This is a genomic window from Yoonia sp. (assembly GCF_014859355.1).
In the GTDB taxonomy this organism is placed as follows: Bacteria; Pseudomonadota; Alphaproteobacteria; order Rhodobacterales; family Rhodobacteraceae; genus Yoonia.
Map to the genome: position 1 here is coordinate 1 of NZ_JACUUJ010000049.1, position 17623 is coordinate 17623.

Genomic DNA, 17623 nt, shown 5'->3' on the forward strand with positions numbered 1-17623 from the left:
CGGCCCACCAGAAACGCCCCCCCCGGAAAGGGGAACGCGCCCTCGGGCGGGTCGATCTGGCGGCAGATCACGCGCCGCCCTGTCAGATTGGCAAACCGGCCCAGCGTCTGGCGCCCCGTGCCCAGAAAAACAGTGCGGCCTGCGGGGATCAGGTCTGCGGCGTCTTCCTCGCGCGCAATTTCGGTCCAGTCGTCGCCCGGTTCCGGCGTCCAGCCGGGCCGCAGCAGTTGCACAAAAGGCAGCCCCAGTTCGGCACAGATCGCCGCCGTGCGGGCCGTGATCCGGTTTGCATAAGGGTGTGTTGCATCCAGAACAGCGGTCATGCCCGCATCACGCAGATAGTCGCGAAACCCGGCCGCGCCACCAAAGCCGCCGACCCGTGTCGGCACGGGCAATGGCGCGGGGTCACGCGTTACCCCGGCCAGCGAAGCGACAACATCGCGCCCGACCAAGGCATCGGCAATCCGGCGGGCATCGCCCGATCCTGCCAATAAAAGAAGCGTCATCGCCCCGCCCTTCCGATAATCGCACCGGCGCGATCAATCACGACGGTGTCAAATGTCATCTGCCCCCCGAACCTGCCTTGCAACTGGTGCAACGCCGCCAGCGCTACCGCGTCACCCAGCATGGGCCCGGCCATCGTCAACGCCTCTAGCGCGGTGTTGGCCCCGGCGATTTCGGGCCGGTCCACCAGCGCCGCAAGGGCTGCAAAATCCACCTGACTGCGCGCGGAATGCAGATCAACAGCCCCTTGCGCCAACTTGGCCATCTTGCCGATCCCGCCCCCTACGGTGACGCGCGGCACCGGATGTTTCGCCAGATATTTCAGCATTCCACCCGAAAAATCACCCATATCCAGCATGGCGTGATCGGGCAGATCATACAACGTTTGCACCACCCGTTCCGACGTAGCCCCGGTGCAGCCCGCCACATGGGTCAGCCCGGTAGCACGCGCCACGTCGATCCCGCGATGAATCGACGCGATCCAGGCCGCACAGGAAAACGGGCGCACAACCCCCGTGGTGCCAAGGATCGACAGACCATCGACAATCCCTAACCGGGGGTTCCATGTTTTCTGCGCCAGTTCGCGCCCTCCGGGCACCGAAATTTCAATAACCACATCCGGGCGCTGCGCATATCGTGCCGCCATATCCGCGACAACGCCCTGCATCATCTGACGCGGCACCGGGTTGATCGCGGGTTCACCCACGCCAATCGGCAACCCCGCCTTGGTTACCGTGCCAACACCTGCGCCCGCCTTGAAAACGACGCCACCCACCGAGGCCGACACCGTCACCACAATCAGCGCGCCATGCGTCACATCAGGGTCATCGCCGGCATCCTTGGTGATGCCCGCGCGCGCCCAGCCTGCGCCCGCCTCGGCCAGTGCCAACGGAAACACCGGTGTTTCACCCTTGGGCAGCACGATCCCCACATCTGCAGGAAATCGACAACCCCACAACCGCATCAACGCCGCCTTGGTGGCGGCGGTGGCGCAGGCGCCCGTGGTCCAGCCCCGGCGCAGCTCTTTCAACGGTTTGCGTGTCATCGCTGCGACGATAGGCACCCGCGCAGATGACGGCAATGCGCAATCCAGCGTCGTTTGGCATCTTTTCAAGCGCCGACATCAACGCCATAAAGGGCAGATGGATACGCACCTCACACTTCCCGGCCACGCATGGCCGCAAATGCAACCCGGCTGGGTCTGGCTGTGCGGCGCTGGCCCCGGTGATCCAGGGTTGCTGACGCTGCACGCGCTCAACGCGCTGCGCCAAGCCGATGTGGTAATCTATGACGCGCTGGTGCAAGAGGCGATCCTGGATTGGGCGCCACAGGCTGAACGTATCTATGCCGGAAAACGCGGCGGCAAACCCTCGGCCAAACAGCGCGATATCTCGCTCCGCCTCGTGGATCTGGCGCGCGCGGGCAAACGGGTGCTGCGCCTGAAAGGCGGCGACCCTTTCGTTTTCGGGCGCGGCGGCGAAGAGGCGCAGACGCTGGTGCAGCACGGTATCCCGATCCGCATCATCCCCGGTATCAGTGCGGGCATCGGCGGGCTGGCCTATGCGGGCATTCCCGTGACCCACCGCGATGTGAACCAGTCGGTCACGTTTGTTACTGGCCACGACCAGTCGGGCAACACGCCAGGATCGCTGGACTGGGCCAGCATATCCAAGGGGTCACAGGTCATCGTGATCTACATGGGCATGAAACACATCGCCCAGATTGCTGCGGCACTTATCGCCGCGGGGCGCAGCACCCACGAACCTGTCGCCGTGGTCACCACGGCCACCACTGCCGAACAACAGGTGCTGGAAACCACCCTTGGCACGATCACCGACGACATCGCAAATGCGGGACTTGAGCCGCCCGCCATCATCTGCGTCGGCCAATCCGTGCTGATGCGGCAAGTCCTTGACTGGCAGGGTCAGGCCGCAGGGCAGCCGCCGCGCAATCTTGACCCGCTCGGTCGCGGCCGCCCTGCCGAATTAGCCTGAGATGCCGCTCAACTTCATCTTGGCCCGAAAACTCCCGCCGGAGGCTCCCGCACTCCGCCCCGCGCGATGAGTTTCATCATCAGCGCGCCCGCCTCGGGCAGCGGCAAGACCACCATCACCCTTGGATTGCTCCGCGCCATCAGCCGCCAAACTCCGGTGCGCGCTGCAAAATCCGGCCCCGATTATATTGACCCCCGCTTTCACGCCGCCGCCTGTGGGCGCGATTGCGTGAACCTTGACGCATGGGCGATGCCCCCCGACCGGATCAGGGCGCTGGCGGCAGGCACGACCCCGCTGATCATCGAAGGCGCGATGGGCCTGTTCGACGGCGCACCACCCGACGGCAAGGGCGCCACCGCCGATCTGGCGCGCATCCTCGGCCTGCCCGTGGTGCTGGTGATTGATACCGCGCGCATGGCCGGATCTGTCGCCGCATTGGCGCAAGGGTTCATCAACCACGACGCCCGCGTGCCCGTTTCCGGTATCATCCTCAATAACGTGGGGTCCGCCCGACACGAATCGATGCTGCGCCACGCCTTGAACGATATCGTTGTTTTTGGCGCCATCCCGCGCACCCCCGGCCTGACACAGCCGTCGCGCCACCTCGGGCTGGTGCAGGCGCAAGAACACCCCGACCTTGACGCGTTTCTGGATCATGCCGCCGATCTGGTCACGGCACATCTTGATCTGCCCGCGCTGATGGGGTTGCACCAGCACCCCATGCCCGCAGGTGATGCACAGCCCGTGCCGCCGCCGGCGCAAACCATCGCCATTGCGCAGGATGCCGCCTTTGCATTTTGCTATCCGCATCTGCTGCGTGACTGGCAAGATGCAGGGGCCACGCTGCGGTTCTTCTCTCCGCTTGCGGATCAGCCCGCACCCGGTGCCGACCTGATCTATCTGCCCGGCGGCTACCCCGAACTGCACGCCGGACGGCTGGCGAACAACACGCGATTCCTAGACAGCTTGCGCAACAGCCCTGCGCAAATCTACGGCGAATGCGGCGGCTACATGATGCTTGGCAACACGCTGACCGACGCCGATGGTATCACGCATAAAATGGCGGGGCTGTTACCACTGGAAACATCATTCGCCACACGCAGGCTGCATCTGGGATATCGCTGCCTACAAGCCACAACTGGGCCGTTTCAGGGCACATGGCGAGGCCATGAATTTCACTATGCCACCACGCTGCGCGCGACAGGCACCCCTCTCTTTGCGGCCAAAGATGCGACAGGTGCCACCCTGCCGTCCATGGGGCTGGTGCAGGGGCATGTCTGTGGGTCATTCGCACATCTGATCGACAGGGGCTGACACAGGCTTGCCATGCCCCCCCTTCGGGCGTAACGAATGCACATGACGTCCTATGTTGATGATAGCCGCGCCAAGCGGAATGTGGCCGTCCTGGTCATGGCGCAGGCCATTCTGGGCGCGCAGATGCCGATGATTTTCGTCATCGGCGGGCTGGCGGGCGGGATGCTGGCCAGCAACCCCTGCCTTGCGACCTTGCCGATTTCGCTGATCGTCTTCGGGTCGATGACCACGGCACCATGGCTCAGCCCGCTGATGCAGCGCAACGGGCGGCGGTTCGGGTTTATGATCGGGGCATTTGCAGGTGCGGCAGGGGCGCTGCTGGCGGCATACGGGCTTTATACCGGGTCATTCCTGATTTTGCTGGCGGGGTCATACCTGACGGGTATCTATATGTCGGCACAGGGGTTTTACCGCTTTGCCGCGACCGATGTCGCATCCGAGGCGTTCCAGCCCAAGGCAATTTCCTATGTCATGGCCGGTGGCCTGCTGGCCGCGATCATCGGGCCTCAGCTGAACAAGCTGGTGCAAGACGCCTATGTCGTGCCCTTCGTGGGCACCTATCTGACAGTTGCGGCGCTGAACCTTGTCGGCATGCTGCTGTTTCTGGGGCTGGACCTGCCGCGCGGCACACGCTCAGAACCCACACCTGCCATTGCCCCCGCCAAAGGACGCAGCCGCGCCGAATTGCTGCGCGATCCGCGGATCGTTGTCGCGATCATCTGCGGGATGGTATCCTATGCGCTGATGAACCTTGTGATGACCTCGACGCCGCTGGCAGTGGTGGGCTGTGGTTTCACGACGAATAACGCCAATGACATTGTAACCGCGCATGTGCTGGCAATGTATGTGCCATCGTTTTTTACCGGCCACCTGATTGCGCGCTTTGGGGTGGAACGAATCCTGGCTGCAGGGCTGGTCATTCTGGCCGGGGCCGGTCTGGTCGCCTTGTCCGGTGTGGCGCTGACCAATTTCTTTGTCGCCCTGATCCTTTTGGGGTTCGGCTGGAACTTTGGCTTTATCGGCGCGACATCAATGCTGACCCGCGCCCACCGCCCCGAAGAACGTGGCGTCGTGCAGGGCATGAACGACATGATCGTCTTTGGCATGGTCACTTTGGCATCACTCGCGTCGGGCGGGCTGATGAACTGTTCCGGCGGCACGGCGGTTGAAGGCTGGAACGCAGTCAATCTTGCGATGGTTCCCTTCCTTGTGCTGGCAGGCGGGTCGCTGATTTGGCTGGTGCGGTTGCCGCGCGCGGTGGCCTAAACCCACCACCCCCGCAGGGACGCATGCAACAACCGCAGGCTTTGCGCCAATGGCTGCGGATCCAAGGCCGCCTGTGCCACCGCTGCCGGCTGTTTGACGGCGCGGGCCAGAACCGGCCGTGCCATATGTCCCGCCAAGAGTGCGTGCCCCGCATCGCGCGAGACTGCCGCACGGGCACGCCGTGCCGCGTTCATCCGGTCCATCGCGCCGCGCGCCAGCGCCATGACCCCGGCAGGTGATCCGTCAACCAAGGGAATACGCCCCCCCTCTTCCAGTGCAGGCGCCCCGCGCAGGAAATTGGCAACGCCAACGCCATAGGCAAAATCGCGCACGGTGGTTTCATCCGCCGGTCCCAACAGCCGCGCGGCCGTCCACATCAGGTGGCCCGATGTGGCGTCAATGTAGCTGTCAAAATGTGCGGCATCTTCAAATGCATCTTTGTAAACATCCCAGCGCCGCGCCGCGACCAGACCATCAAGCAGCGCCGCACCTTCAGCATCCAGCACAGCGGCCAGCGCATCCACAACCTCGTGCTTGCGCACCGGCCCACCGCCTGTGATTTCCTCAAGCGCATCGCGCCACCATTGCAGGCGCATTTCCGCGATCATCGGTTCCTGTGTGACCCAAGGGGCGCGCGACACCTCTACGTTGAAAGCATAAAGCGGGAACAACACGCGCCGTGCCGCCACAGGGGCGGCCATCGTGGCGCGAAAACGATCACGGTCGGCCCGTTCGACAAGGGCGGCGCAGGCGTTCAGGCTCATGTCATCATCTTGCCAAAAATACTCAAATCAGGCCTCTGCCCCGTCGCGGATCAGTTTCCAATTGATCGCATCCACCAGCGCATCAAAAGACGCATCGACGATGTTGGCGCTGACGCCCACAGTGGACCAACGGTTGCCAGCCCCGTCTTCGCTGTCGATGATGACACGGGTCACCGCCTCGGTGCCACCATTTGTGATGCGCACCTTGAAATCAACCAGTTCGATATCGTCGATCATCGCCTGATAAGGGCCCAGATCCTTGGCCAGCGCACGCGACAGCGCGTTGACCGGCCCTTGGTCAGACCCGTCCGGCCCAAGGCTTTCGCTGACGTTCAGAAACTTTTGCCCCTGCACCTTTGTCACCACAACAGCCTCTGACAACGATACCATCCTATTGCGCTTGTTCTTGCGCCGTTCGACGGTGACCCGGTAGCGTTTCACCTCGAAAAAGGCAGGCAGCAGGCCCAGTTCCTGCCGCGCCAGCAATTCAAAACTGGCCTGCGCGGTGTCATAGGCATAGCCCTGCGCCTCGCGTTCCTTGATCCGCTGGACGATCCGCGCCAAGGCAGGGTTGCCCGGCTCTACGATGATCCCCGCTTCGGCCAGTCGTGCGCGCAGGTTCGATTGGCCTGCCTGATTGGACATCGGCACAATACGGGCGTTGCCCACCGCCGCCGGGTCGATATGTTCATAGGTGCCGGGATCTTTGGCGATTGCAGATGCATGCAGCCCCGATTTATGCGCAAAGGCCGACGCGCCCACATAGGGCGCCTGTTTGGCGGGCACACGGTTCAGGATATCATCCAGCAGACGCGACGCACGCCGCAACCCGCGCAGCGCATCAGGCGTCACGCCGGTTTCAAACCGGCTGGCAAAGGGTTCTTTCAACAGCAGCGTCGGGATCAGCGTTGTCAGGTTGGCGTTGCCACAGCGTTCGCCCAACCCGTTCAGCGTGCCCTGAATCTGGCGCACGCCGGCCAGAACGGCGGCCAGCGAATTGGCCACGGCATTTTCGGTGTCATTATGGGCGTGAATCGCCAGCCGGTCACCGGGGATACCGCTGGCAATGACTGCGGTCACGATTGCGCTGATCTCATGCGGCAGGGTGCCGCCGTTGGTATCGCACAGCACGATCCAGCGTGCACCGGCATCAAAGGCCGCGTGCAGCGTTGTGATCGCGTAATCGGGGTTGGCCTTGTAGCCATCAAAGAAATGTTCGGCGTCAAACAGCCCCTCGCAGCCCTGCGCCGCGACATGCGCAAAGCTGGCGCGGATGTTGTCAGTATTCTCATCCAGCGTAATCCCCAGCGCGCGGGTCACATGATAATCATGCGCCTTGCCGACCAGACAGACGGCAGAGGTGCCCGCATTCATTACCGCCGCCAGCACATCGTCATTTTCGGCAGAACGCCCTGTGCGTTTGGTCATGCCAAAGGCGGTCAGCGTGGCGCGCGTGGCAGGAGGGTCGGCAAAAAACACTGTGTCGGTCGGGTTGGCCCCGGGCCAGCCACCTTCGATATAATCCACACCCAAACTGTCCAGCACGGCGGCAATCTGGTGTTTTTCATCACTGGAAAACTGCACACCCTGCGTTTGCGCACCGTCGCGCAGGGTCGTATCAAACAGGTATAGCCGTTCCTTAACCATCGCACTTTCCCCAAGAATTTTCGCGAAAATTCTTCATCACAGATCCCCCAACGCCGCCGCATCGAAATCCGGCCCCGGTTTCCATGTCGCCTGTCCGCCCACGTCCGTCACCTGCACACCCGCGGCATTCAGGATATCACGCACCTCATCTGCGCGGGCCCAATCCTTGGCCGCGCGCGCCGCCGCCCGTTCCGCCAGCAGCGCATCAACCTGCGCGGCAATGACGGGGGCCACAGTTGGCCCCGCCTCGCCCCCGTCGAACATCGGGATCTGCGCCCAGTCATTCACCAGCCCCAGCATTTCCAGCCCATTGGCAAAACCGGCCAGTGCGGCGGGTGTCTTGCCCTTGGACAGCACATGCAGCCGCGCCAACGCGCCGGGTGTGTTCAGGTCATTGGCCAGCACACCGATGAATTCTGCATCCGGTTCCCACTTGCCGTCGGCCTTTAAGGCGGCGACCAGTTTCGGGCCAAAGCCGTGACCATGCAGGATGCCATACCATTTGCGCAGCGTGCCTTCGGCCTCGGCCCGTCGCGCGTCTGTCCAGTCCATCGTCTTGCCGTAGTGCGTGCCCAGCATCACCAACCGGATCACCGCGCCGCGAATGCCCTGATCCAGCAGGTCGCGGATGGTAAAGAAATTGCCCAGCGATTTGGACATCTTCTTGCCCTCGACCTGCAACATCTCGTTGTGGATCCAATAGCGCGCGAACTCCCCTTGCGGATGGGCGCAGGCGCTTTGGGCAATCTCGTTTTCATGATGCGGGAACATCAGGTCATTGCCACCGCCATGAATATCGAAAGTTTCGCCCAACAGTTCATGCGACATGGCCGAACATTCGATATGCCAACCGGGCCGCCCATAGCCCCATGGGCTGGACCAACCCGGCACCCCATCGCCGGATGGCTTCCACAGCACGAAATCCATCGGGTTGCGTTTATAGGGTGCCACCTCGACCCGCGCGCCAGCGATCATGTCGTCGATCGAGCGGCCCGACAGCGCGCCATAGTTTTCATAACTTTCGACCGCGAACAGAACGTGCCCCTCGGCGGCATAGGCATGGCCCTTGGCGATCAGATCAGCGATCATGGTGATCATCTGCGCGATATAGTCCGTCGCGCGGGGTTCATGCGTGGGGCGCAGCGCCCCCAACGCATCCATGTCATCATGATACCAGCCGATGGTTTCTGCGGTGATATCCCCGATCGCCCGACCGGTTTCGGCCGCACGCGCATTGATCTTGTCATCCACATCGGTGAAATTGCGCACATATGTCACATGATCCGGCCCATAGACGTGGCGCAGCAGCCGGAACAGCACGTCAAACACCAGCACATTGCGTGAATTTCCCAGATGCGCGCGGTCATAAACCGTGGGGCCGCACAGATACATCCGCAGGTTTCTGGGGTCGATGGGCACGAAATCCTCGCGCTGGCGGGTTTTCGTATTCTGGAGCCTGATCGTCGTCATAATGCCTCACGCACGGGGTTACGCCGGCGGGCTTAGCAATTTCGGTATCTGAATGAAACGTGAAAGAGCAGCCCGCGACTTGTGTCAGCAGGAAATAATGCAGCAGATAATGATGCCATTGCACGTCATGCCTTTGCCCTTAGCAGGCCGCCAGCGCGCCGTCCAGTCTTTCGCACAATTGGGCCTTTTGCCCCGTTGACTTTGCCTGCGTTTCACCGTTCCCCTGCGCGGCATGAAACTGTCAACACGCATCACATCCATCACTGGCGGCGGATCAGACGGCTGGGATGTGTTCTATCGCGCCCGGCGGATGATTGCCGATGGCATCCCTGTCACCGAACTGACCATCGGCGAACATGATATCCGCACGCATCCCGATATTCTGGGGGCGATGCAGGCCTCTGCCAGGGGTGGGCATACCGGCTATGCCACTGTGCCGGGCACCACCGCGCTGCGGTCGGCGATCGCACACCGGATCGCGGCGCGGACAGGCGTGCCGACAGCGCCCGCCAACATCCTTGTCACCCCCGGTGGGCAGGCGGGCCTGTTTGCGGCCCATATGGCTGTCTGCAATCAAGACGACCCGGCGCTGTTCATCGACCCCTATTATGTCACCTACCCCGGCACGATCCGCGCGGTGGGGGCTGTGCCGCGGGCGATTGTCACATCACCGGAAACCGCGTTTCAGCCCACCGCCAGCGCCATCGCCGCAGCGGCCCGCGGTGCGGTGTCGCTGTTGGTCAATACCCCCAACAATCCCACAGGCGCGGTCTATAGCCCGCAGACCCTGAACGATATCGCCCGTGTCTGTCAGGACCACGACCTGTGGCTGATCTCGGACGAGGTCTATGACACGCAGGTCTGGGACGGCACCCATATCAGCCCGCGCGCCCTGCCCGGCATGGCCGACCGCACGCTTGTGGTTGGGTCGATGTCGAAAAGCCATGCCATGACCGGCAGCCGCATCGGCTGGGTCTGCGCGCCGGAACATGTGATTGCCCATCTGTTGAACCTTGCCACACATACCACTTATGGCGTTGCCGGTTTCATTCAGGATGCCGCCACATACGCGCTGCACCAAGGTGCCGATCTGGAAAACACCGTCGCGGCCCCTTTTCGGCGCCGCCGCGCGCTGACCTTGCAGGCCCTGGCGGGGCAGAACATTGTGCGCGCGCTGCCAATCGAAGGGGCGATGTATGCCATGCTGGATATCCGCGCCACGGGCCTGTCCAGTGCGGATTTCGCCAATGCCCTGCTGGATGCCGAAAAGATCGCGGTCATGCCCGGTGAAAGCTTTGGCAACGCCGCCGCAGGGCATATCCGGGTGGCGATGACGATTGATGATGATCGCTATGTCGCTGCGCTGCACAGGTTGGTGGGTTTTGCAGACCGGTGCAAACCAAAGCACTGAAACAAATCACTGTTCAAACAAAAAAGGGCCCGCAGCAGAACTGCGGACCCTTTCAAGACACCCGATGAAATTGCATTCTCGGGGAGCGAACAGGGCGTCACCGGGTGCCTTGGGGGACGTGCCGGATCAGAACTTGTAAGACACACGCGCTGTGGCGGTTGTGGCTTCAAGGTTCGCACCGCCAAGAACACCACCGTCAAAATCGTGCTGTAGAACTTCGGCACCAACCAACAGGTTGTTGTTCATCTTATATGCAAAGCCGATACCGTAAAAATCGCCATCGGTCGTGCCATTAGTGGCACCGGATGTTTCAGCTTCGACATAGCCCGCTGTCAGATATGGCAGGAACGCACCCGCATCATACCCGACGCGCAGTTTTGCACGGAAGATCGAATCAAGCTCGAGAGCCGGAGTATCAACATCGATGTTTGTGCCATCAAAGTCGAGTTCTGCGCCCAGCACGATGCTGCCCAGATCATACATATAACCCGCGTGAACACCGTAAATCGCGCCATTTGGATCAGATGGCGTCAAAACACCGGCATCCGCTTCAAGCTCACCATAGCCCAGTTGCGCACCGGCATAGAACCCGGTCCAGTCAGAACCGCGCATCGGCGCAGGTGCTGGGGCTGCGACAGGGGTCGGGGCAACCGTTTCAATCGGGGCCGAAAGACCACCGGCAGCGGCAATACCACCCGCCATGATCAAAGGAAGTGCAAAGGCTGCTGTGCGCCCGAAAGTCATTGTCTTTTTCATATTTTAATACTCCTTTAGGAACTTTTGCTGTGTGCGGTTAACAAGTGATACTTTTTCAAAGAGATTCAATGTCCGTAACACGGCTGTGAACGCAATTGGCAAAATGGAGCAGATCAACCCTGCCAAATCGGCCAAATACCGCGCAACTATCGGGACTAGCTGCATTTTGTGATGCGGAACTGTCACATTTGTCGGCCATCTTTCATGCTACATCTTGAACGATACTGGCACGGATACATGGCCACCCGTCATGGGCGCATTAACCCCGGTTATAGCAGGCGCAGAAATCGGCATCCCGCGCGCGCTGCGCACCGCCAGATAGGCAAAGGCCTGTGCTTCCAGCATATCGCCATCCAGGCCTGCAACCTCGACAGGGTCGACACGACACGGCAAACGCGCGGCCAGTTGCGCCATGATCACCGGGTTCTTGCGCCCGCCGCCCGTGACCAGCACCCGCGCTGGCCGCGACGGACAATGCCCAAGACCCGCTGCCACCGCCGCCGCGACAGCACAGGCCAAGGTTGCCGCCGCGTCAGCATCCGACAGCCCCGCAACCATTGCGCCAAGGTCGGTGAATGCATCACGGTCCAACGACTTTGGCACCGGTTTGCTGAAATAGGGATGCGCCAGAAATTCCGCGACAATCGTCGCATCTGCCACGCCTGACGCGGCCAACAGGCCATCCTTATCATGGCTTTGGCCGCGCCGCGCCTGCATCAGGTCGTTGATCGGCGCATTGGCGGGGCCGGTATCAAACGCCAGCAGCGCACCCGGCAATTCAGGTGCTGCACAGGCCGGATCAACCCATGTCAGGTTGCCCACACCGCCAAGGTTCAGAAAAACCACCGGCGCCGTGGCCGCGATATACCGCGCCAGCGCGAAATGATAGAACGGCGCCAGCGGCGCGCCCTGCCCGCCTGCTGCAACATCAGCGCTGCGAAAATCCCAGACCACCGGCACACCCAGCGCATCGGCAATCCGCTGCCCGTCGCCGCATTGATGCGTGCCGCGCCCCCCCGGATCATGCGCCAGCGTCTGGCCGTGAAACCCCGCCAGATCCACAGGGCCAAACCCCGACATCACCGCGATATGCGCATCCTCGACAATGCGGGCGGGCTCGGCCACATCGTCAGCTTGCCAGCGGCCAAGCGCGGCGCGCACCACCGCGCGTTCATCGGTGCTGTAGGGGCGGTAATCTGTCGGGCCAAAGCCCATGATATCAACGCCATCGGTGGTTATCACCGCAGCATCCACCCCATCCAGCGACGTGCCCGACATGGTGCCCAAGGCCTTTACAACACCTGTTTTCAACATCTGCTTTCCCTTGGCCTGCGTCCTGCTTATAGAGTGCCCGGTAAATATGCCGGGAACAAGCCAATGACCTACCACCCCAAATCGGATTTTATGAACGTAATGATAACGCGCGGCTTTCTGGCCGATTGCACCGATTATCAGGGGCTGGACGAGGCATTTAGCCGTGGCGTGGTGCCGGCCTATATCGGGTTTGATGCAACGGCGAAATCGCTGCATGTGGGCAGCCTGATCCAGATCATGATGCTGCGCTGGTTGCAAAAAACCGGGCACAAGCCGATCACCCTGATGGGCGGCGGCACGACCAAGGTGGGCGATCCGTCGTTCCGGTCCGATGAACGCCCGCTGCTGGGGTCGGATCAGATTGCCGCCAATATCGCGGGGATCAAACAAGTGTTTGCCGCCTATCTGGATTACAGCGATGCCCCCACGGGCGCGCTGATGCTGGATAACGCCGAATGGCTGGACGATCTGAAATACCTTGATTTCCTGCGCGACATCGGGCGGCATTTTTCGATCAATCGGATGCTGTCGTTTGAATCGGTCAAATCACGGCTGGACCGCGAACAATCACTGTCGTTCCTTGAATTCAACTACATGATCTTGCAGGCCTATGATTTTCTGGAACTGAACCGCCGCTATGGCTGTTTGTTGCAGATGGGCGGGTCGGACCAGTGGGGCAATATTGTCAACGGGATCGACCTGACACGCCGCGTGCTGGATCATGAAATTTATGGCCTGACCTCGCCTTTGCTGACCACCAGCGACGGCAAGAAGATGGGCAAATCGCAAACTGGGGCTGTCTGGCTGAATGCCGACATGCTGTCACCTTATGAATTCTGGCAGTTCTGGCGCAACACCACCGATGCCGACACGGGCCGTTTCCTGAAACTTTACACCGAACTGCCGGTGGAGGAATGCGACAGGCTGGGCGCGCTGGCAGGGTCGGACATCAATGCGGCCAAGATCATTCTGGCGAATGAGGTGACGACCCTGCTGCACGGGGCCGAGGCTGCAAAAACCGCCGAAGCCACCGCGCGCGAAGTGTTCGAAAAGGGCGGCGTAGGCGATGACCTGCCCACCCTGACGCTGCACGCCGACGAGGTGGGCGCGGGTATTTCCATTGTGCAACTGATCGTGCGCGCGGGGCTGGCCGGCAGCGGCAAAGAGGCCAAGCGCCTGATCATGGAAAACGGCGCGCGGATGAATGACACCGCCCTGACTGATGCCGGCCTGATGCTGGATGCCGCCGCCCTGTCAACGCCGATCAAGCTGAGCGCGGGCAAGAAACGGCATGCGCTGGTGCAACTGGGCTAAAGCAGGATCAGCGTGATCACCTGGATCGTCACACCGATGGGAAAGGTGATGATGGCCGCCACAACAGCCGCGCCCAGGATCGTGGGGCGTGGCGCGGCGGCGGTGATGCCGGCAACTGATCTTGTCTGTCTCATGCCGCCATTAACGCCAATTTAGGTTTCCAATGGCCTAACAGAGCCATGAAAAACGCCCCCTGCCTGCCGCTGCAACAACATCCCGATTTTGGCGCGGCATTGGCGCGGCTGGGCACGCCGTTTGATTATGTCAATCTGCCGGGTGCGGCCCCGGTGCTGCGGATCAGGCGATTTGGTGTCAATTTCTCTGCGCGCGGCCCAATCTGGGATTGCGCGACCAGCCCCGATGCACAGATCGATGCCCTGCGCTGCGCCAAGATCACGCTTTTGAACGATGAGTCCACCTGCCCCGCCACGCTGCACCGCGCCGGGTTCCGGCAGGTCATGACCCCCGCCCATGTGGCCGAACTTGACCTGACCGGCACCGCAGCCGGCCGGATCGCACGGATGCATGGCAAATGGCGCAATACTTGGCGCAAGGCGCAGAAATCCCCGCTGCGCGTGGACATCGCTCGCTTTGATCCGGTGCGGCACGGCTGGCTGCTGGCCGCCGATCTGGCGCAACAACGCGCAAAACGCTATCGCGCGCTGCCGCATGCGATCTTGCACAGCTATCGCGCGGCGAACCCCGATGGTGCCGTGGTGCTGACCGCCCGCGCGGAACGGCAACCTGTTGCCGCCATGCTGTTTTTGCTGCATGCGCCCGTCGCGACCTATCACATCGGGTGGAACGGCCACACAGGGCGCAGCCACGCGGCCCACCATCTGTTGCTGATGCAGGCAGCAGATCATTTCGCGGCGCGCGGGGTCATACGGCTGGATCTTGGCACGGTCGATACCGAAACCGCCCCCGGGCTGGCCCGGTTCAAGATCGGCAGCGGTGCACAGGTTCGCCCCTTAGGCGGCACCTGGCTGCGCCTGCCGGGCTATAACCGGCATTGATGCTGGCCCAACCGGCCCATTGCTGTTTGCACCACCGTTAACCTGCGCAAAGGTCATTCCAACGTGTCCTCGACAAAAAGCACCGCCATGACGATTGGAACAGCTTCCAAATCCGACCTATGCGCTTGATATTTACCCCGATGGCACAGCAACAGACCCGCCCGCGTGTCGATACGCTGAACGACGGGCTGTTTCTGACGTTGCGCGGCATCAACCGCAATGCCGGTGCCGACATGGTGCACATGGTTTCGCTGCGCCTGTGGGTAACGCCGCAACTGGTGATCACCGTGCACCGTTTGCGGGTCTTTGTCTGCGAAGATCTGCGCGCCCAAATCGCACAGGGCAACGCCGCGCCTTCTGCGGCACGCCTGCTGGCATGGATCACGGAAAATCTGATTGATCGGATCGAAGCCGTCTCTGTCGATCTGGAAAAACAGGCCGATAATCTGGAAAAGCGGGTCTATGACCTTGGCACACTGCACGCCCCGGCGCTGGCCGCGCTGCACCGAAACGTGATCAAACTGCGCGGACATATTGGCCCGGTCAGAGCCGCACCGACAGATCTGGCACGCACACCGTCGCCGCTGATCCCCGCTGACCTGCGCCACAGGCTGCGCGACAACGCCAACCGCCCAACCCGATCCGTCGACGAAATGTCCGAGGTCCGCGACAGGCTGCACACGCTGACGACCCATCTGGACCTGACAAACAACAACGGCTGGGGCGCAACAGTTACGTGCTGGCGGTTATCGCTGCGATTTTCCTGCCGCTTGCGTTTATGATTGGGCTATTTGGCGTCAACGTTGCCGGCATCCCCGGCAGCACCGATCCCGATGCATGCGCTATCTTTACCGCCACCCTGTTCGGCTTGGGCAACTTGGGGTATCTGGTGCTGCGCTGGCGCAAATGGGTCTAGACCTGCCGCAGGGCTGGAAACCCGCCCGCAAGGTCGCTATCACGGCAGCAACACAGCAGCGGACGCAGCATGACCGATACCATTCTTTCCAGATGCGAGGCGCAGGGCCTGCGTATGACCGACCAGAGGCGCACAATTGCCGCCGTATTGCAGGCCGCCGATGACCACCCCGATGTGGAAGAACTTTATCACCGCGCCGCAGCCGCCGACCCGCGCATTTCGCTGGCAACAGTCTATCGCACCGTCAAACTGTTCGAGGAATCGGGTATTCTGGAAAAACACGAATTTGGCGACGGGCGCGCGCGCTATGAAACCACCGACCGCGAACACCACGACCACCTGATCGACATGCACAGCGGCGAGGTGATCGAATTCGTCGATCCCGAAATCGAGGCCCTTCAGGAACGTATCGCGGCTAAACTGGGCTATCGGCTGATGGGGCACCGGCTGGAACTTTACGGCCTGCCCCTGACAGACAAGGACGAATAGAACTTGGATAACATCCGCGGCAGCGTGCTGATGGTTCTGGCGATGCTGGGCTTTGCGTTCGAAGACATGTTCATCAAAAAAATGGCCGGCGCCCTGCATGTGGGGCAGATCCTGATCGTGCTGGGCCTTGGCGGGGCCGTGGTTTTCGCACTGATCGCAAAGGCCTATGGCGACAAACTGCTTACGCGCGATCTGGCGCATCCCGCCGTGATCTTGCGTAACGCGGGCGAGGTCGTGGGCACGCTGGGCTTTGTCACGGCAATTGCGCTGACGCCAATTTCATCGGCCTCGGCGATTGTGCAGGCCATGCCGCTGGCGGTCACGCTTGGGGCTGCGTTGTTTCTGGGGGAAACTGTGGGCTGGCGGCGCTGGTTGGCGGTTGTGATCGGGCTGTGCGGTGTCTTGCTGATCATCCGGCCCGGCCTGCAGGGGTTTGATGCCAATTCCCTGTTTGCGGTGCAAGGCGTGATCGGGCTGGCGATCCGCGATCTGGCGACGCGGCGCATTCCGGCCACGATCACATCGCGGCAGTTGTCGACCTATGCCTTTGCGGTGATCGTGCCGACCGGGGCCGTCGTGTTATGGCTGACAGGCACGGGCATGGTGATGCCCGATGCGGTGAATATGCTGCGCATCGGGGGGGCTGTCGTCGTCGGCGTTGCCGCCTATTACACGCTGGTCGCGGCGACCCGGATCGGGGATATGTCAGTCATTGCACCCTTTCGCTATTCGCGGCTGATTTTCGCGTTGTTTATCGGGGTGCTGGTCTTTGGCGAAAGGCCCGATGCACTGACGCTGACGGGTGCCGCCATCATTGTCACATCCGGCATCTATACAATGTGGCGCGAATCACGTCTGCGCCGCGCTTCCCTTGCAACCCAACCCACGGTATAGACCCCCTGATACCGCTAACATCCCCTCTCTCCCAAAGGAGCATCTTATGAGCACCATCATTGATATCCACGCCCGCGAAATTCTGGACAGCCGGGGCAACCCCACGGTTGAGGTTGACGTGATTTTGGAAGACGGCACCATGGGCCGTGCGGCTGTGCCGTCGGGCGCGTCGACCGGCGCGCATGAAGCAGTTGAAAAACGCGATGGCGACAAAGCGCGTTATCTGGGCAAGGGCGTGCTAGAGGCCGTCGCAGCCGTGAACGGCGAAATCGCCCAAGCGATCCTGGGGTATGACGCGACCGAACAGGTCAGCATCGACATGGCGATGATCGAACTGGACGGCACCCCCAACAAAGGCCGATTGGGCGCGAACGCAATTTTGGGCGTGTCTTTAGCCGTGGCCAAGGCGGCGGCGGAATATACCGCACAACCGCTTTATCGCTATATCGGCGGCACATCCGCGCGCACCCTGCCGGTGCCGATGATGAACATCATCAATGGCGGCGAACATGCCGACAACCCGATCGACATTCAGGAATTCATGATCATGCCGG

At 61.7% G+C, this 17623-nt stretch carries 18 protein-coding genes and 1 pseudogene; 11 read left to right on the forward strand and 8 right to left on the reverse strand.

Going from position 1 to position 17623, the window contains the following annotated elements; translation table 11 throughout:
• Nucleotides 1–506 (reverse strand): precorrin-6A/cobalt-precorrin-6A reductase (locus IBX59_RS13340; RefSeq protein ID WP_296376373.1); only part of this gene is annotated, 506 nt, incomplete at its 3' end.
• Nucleotides 503–1549: a cobalt-precorrin-5B (C(1))-methyltransferase gene (locus IBX59_RS13345; RefSeq protein WP_296376375.1), complete on the reverse strand. Its 1047-nt coding sequence runs from the start codon at nt 1547–1549 to the stop codon at nt 503–505. The genes IBX59_RS13340 and IBX59_RS13345, both read right to left, overlap by 4 nt.
• 97 nt (nt 1550–1646) lie before the next feature.
• Between IBX59_RS13345 and cobA the strand changes: the two genes are divergently transcribed.
• The 3 genes from cobA (at nt 1647) to IBX59_RS13360 (ending at nt 5078) form a co-directional block, all read left to right on the forward strand.
• Nucleotides 1647–2498 carry a uroporphyrinogen-III C-methyltransferase gene (gene cobA / locus IBX59_RS13350; RefSeq protein WP_296376378.1) on the forward strand — a complete coding sequence of 284 codons (852 nt, stop codon included), beginning with the start codon at nt 1647–1649 and terminating at the stop codon, nt 2496–2498.
• 66 nt (nt 2499–2564) lie between these two features.
• Complete coding sequence (locus IBX59_RS13355) at nt 2565–3812, forward strand: cobyrinate a,c-diamide synthase (protein ID WP_296376379.1); 1248 nt, start codon at nt 2565–2567, stop codon at nt 3810–3812.
• 42 nt (nt 3813–3854) lie between these two features.
• Nucleotides 3855–5078: an MFS transporter gene (locus IBX59_RS13360; protein WP_296376381.1), complete on the forward strand. Its 1224-nt coding sequence runs from the start codon at nt 3855–3857 to the stop codon at nt 5076–5078.
• On the opposite strand, the gene IBX59_RS13365 is transcribed toward IBX59_RS13360, so the two are convergent.
• From IBX59_RS13365 to cysS, 3 genes are read right to left on the reverse strand one after another with little or no spacing between them, the layout of a single operon-like run.
• Nucleotides 5075–5842, reverse strand: a complete 768-nt coding sequence (locus tag IBX59_RS13365; RefSeq protein WP_296376383.1) for a squalene/phytoene synthase family protein — start codon at nt 5840–5842, stop codon at nt 5075–5077. The genes IBX59_RS13360 and IBX59_RS13365 overlap by 4 nt on opposite strands.
• A 27-nt stretch (nt 5843–5869) precedes the next feature.
• Nucleotides 5870–7489 carry a citramalate synthase gene (gene cimA, locus IBX59_RS13370; protein ID WP_296376385.1) on the reverse strand — a complete coding sequence of 540 codons (1620 nt, stop codon included), beginning with the start codon at nt 7487–7489 and terminating at the stop codon, nt 5870–5872.
• A gap of 36 nt (nt 7490–7525) precedes the next feature.
• Entirely contained in the window at nt 7526–8959 is a 1434-nt protein-coding gene (gene cysS, locus IBX59_RS13375) for a cysteine--tRNA ligase (protein WP_296376386.1), read from the reverse strand.
• A gap of 232 nt (nt 8960–9191) precedes the next feature.
• Here cysS and IBX59_RS13380 point away from each other — a divergent pair, with 232 nt between their 5' ends.
• Nucleotides 9192–10370, forward strand: coding sequence for a pyridoxal phosphate-dependent aminotransferase (locus IBX59_RS13380; protein WP_296376388.1), 1179 nt, complete (start codon nt 9192–9194; stop codon nt 10368–10370).
• A gap of 126 nt (nt 10371–10496) precedes the next feature.
• Here IBX59_RS13380 and IBX59_RS13385 read toward each other — a convergent pair whose 3' ends face one another.
• Nucleotides 10497–11126: an outer membrane beta-barrel protein gene (locus tag IBX59_RS13385; protein ID WP_296376390.1), complete on the reverse strand. Its 630-nt coding sequence runs from the start codon at nt 11124–11126 to the stop codon at nt 10497–10499.
• 207 nt (nt 11127–11333) lie between these two features.
• A complete protein-coding gene (locus IBX59_RS13390) occupies nt 11334–12440 on the reverse strand; it encodes an anhydro-N-acetylmuramic acid kinase (RefSeq protein ID WP_296376393.1) in 1107 nt (368 codons plus the stop codon).
• A 63-nt stretch (nt 12441–12503) separates the two neighbouring features.
• Between IBX59_RS13390 and tyrS the strand changes: the two genes are divergently transcribed.
• Nucleotides 12504–13754 carry a tyrosine--tRNA ligase gene (gene tyrS, locus IBX59_RS13395; protein ID WP_296376396.1) on the forward strand — a complete coding sequence of 417 codons (1251 nt, stop codon included), beginning with the start codon at nt 12504–12506 and terminating at the stop codon, nt 13752–13754.
• Here the strand turns inward: tyrS and IBX59_RS13400 are convergent.
• Nucleotides 13751–13888, reverse strand: coding sequence for a hypothetical protein (locus tag IBX59_RS13400; RefSeq protein ID WP_296376397.1), 138 nt, complete (start codon nt 13886–13888; stop codon nt 13751–13753). The two genes, tyrS and IBX59_RS13400, sit on opposite strands and share 4 nt — an antisense overlap.
• A 45-nt stretch (nt 13889–13933) precedes the next feature.
• Here IBX59_RS13400 and IBX59_RS13405 point away from each other — a divergent pair, with 45 nt between their 5' ends.
• The 6 genes and pseudogenes from IBX59_RS13405 to eno form a co-directional block, all read left to right on the forward strand.
• The gene (locus IBX59_RS13405) at nt 13934–14770 is read left to right on the forward strand and encodes a GNAT family N-acetyltransferase (RefSeq protein ID WP_296376399.1); all 837 of its coding nucleotides are present in this window, start codon (nt 13934–13936) and stop codon (nt 14768–14770) included.
• A 140-nt stretch (nt 14771–14910) separates the two neighbouring features.
• Nucleotides 14911–15552 carry a CorA family divalent cation transporter gene (locus IBX59_RS13410; protein ID WP_296376401.1) on the forward strand — a complete coding sequence of 214 codons (642 nt, stop codon included), beginning with the start codon at nt 14911–14913 and terminating at the stop codon, nt 15550–15552.
• A complete protein-coding gene (locus IBX59_RS13415) occupies nt 15507–15686 on the forward strand; it encodes a CorA family divalent cation transporter (RefSeq protein ID WP_296376402.1) in 180 nt (59 codons plus the stop codon). The genes IBX59_RS13410 and IBX59_RS13415 overlap by 46 nt, the downstream gene beginning before the upstream one ends.
• A 69-nt stretch (nt 15687–15755) precedes the next feature.
• Nucleotides 15756–16175, forward strand: coding sequence for a Fur family transcriptional regulator (locus IBX59_RS13420; RefSeq protein ID WP_296376403.1), 420 nt, complete (start codon nt 15756–15758; stop codon nt 16173–16175).
• A gap of 3 nt (nt 16176–16178) precedes the next feature.
• A complete protein-coding gene (locus tag IBX59_RS13425; RefSeq protein ID WP_296376405.1) occupies nt 16179–17069 on the forward strand; it encodes a DMT family transporter in 891 nt (296 codons plus the stop codon).
• Between the two features lie 46 nt (nt 17070–17115).
• Nucleotides 17116–17623 (forward strand): annotated as a pseudogene (eno, locus tag IBX59_RS13430) (phosphopyruvate hydratase); the annotation flags it as partial.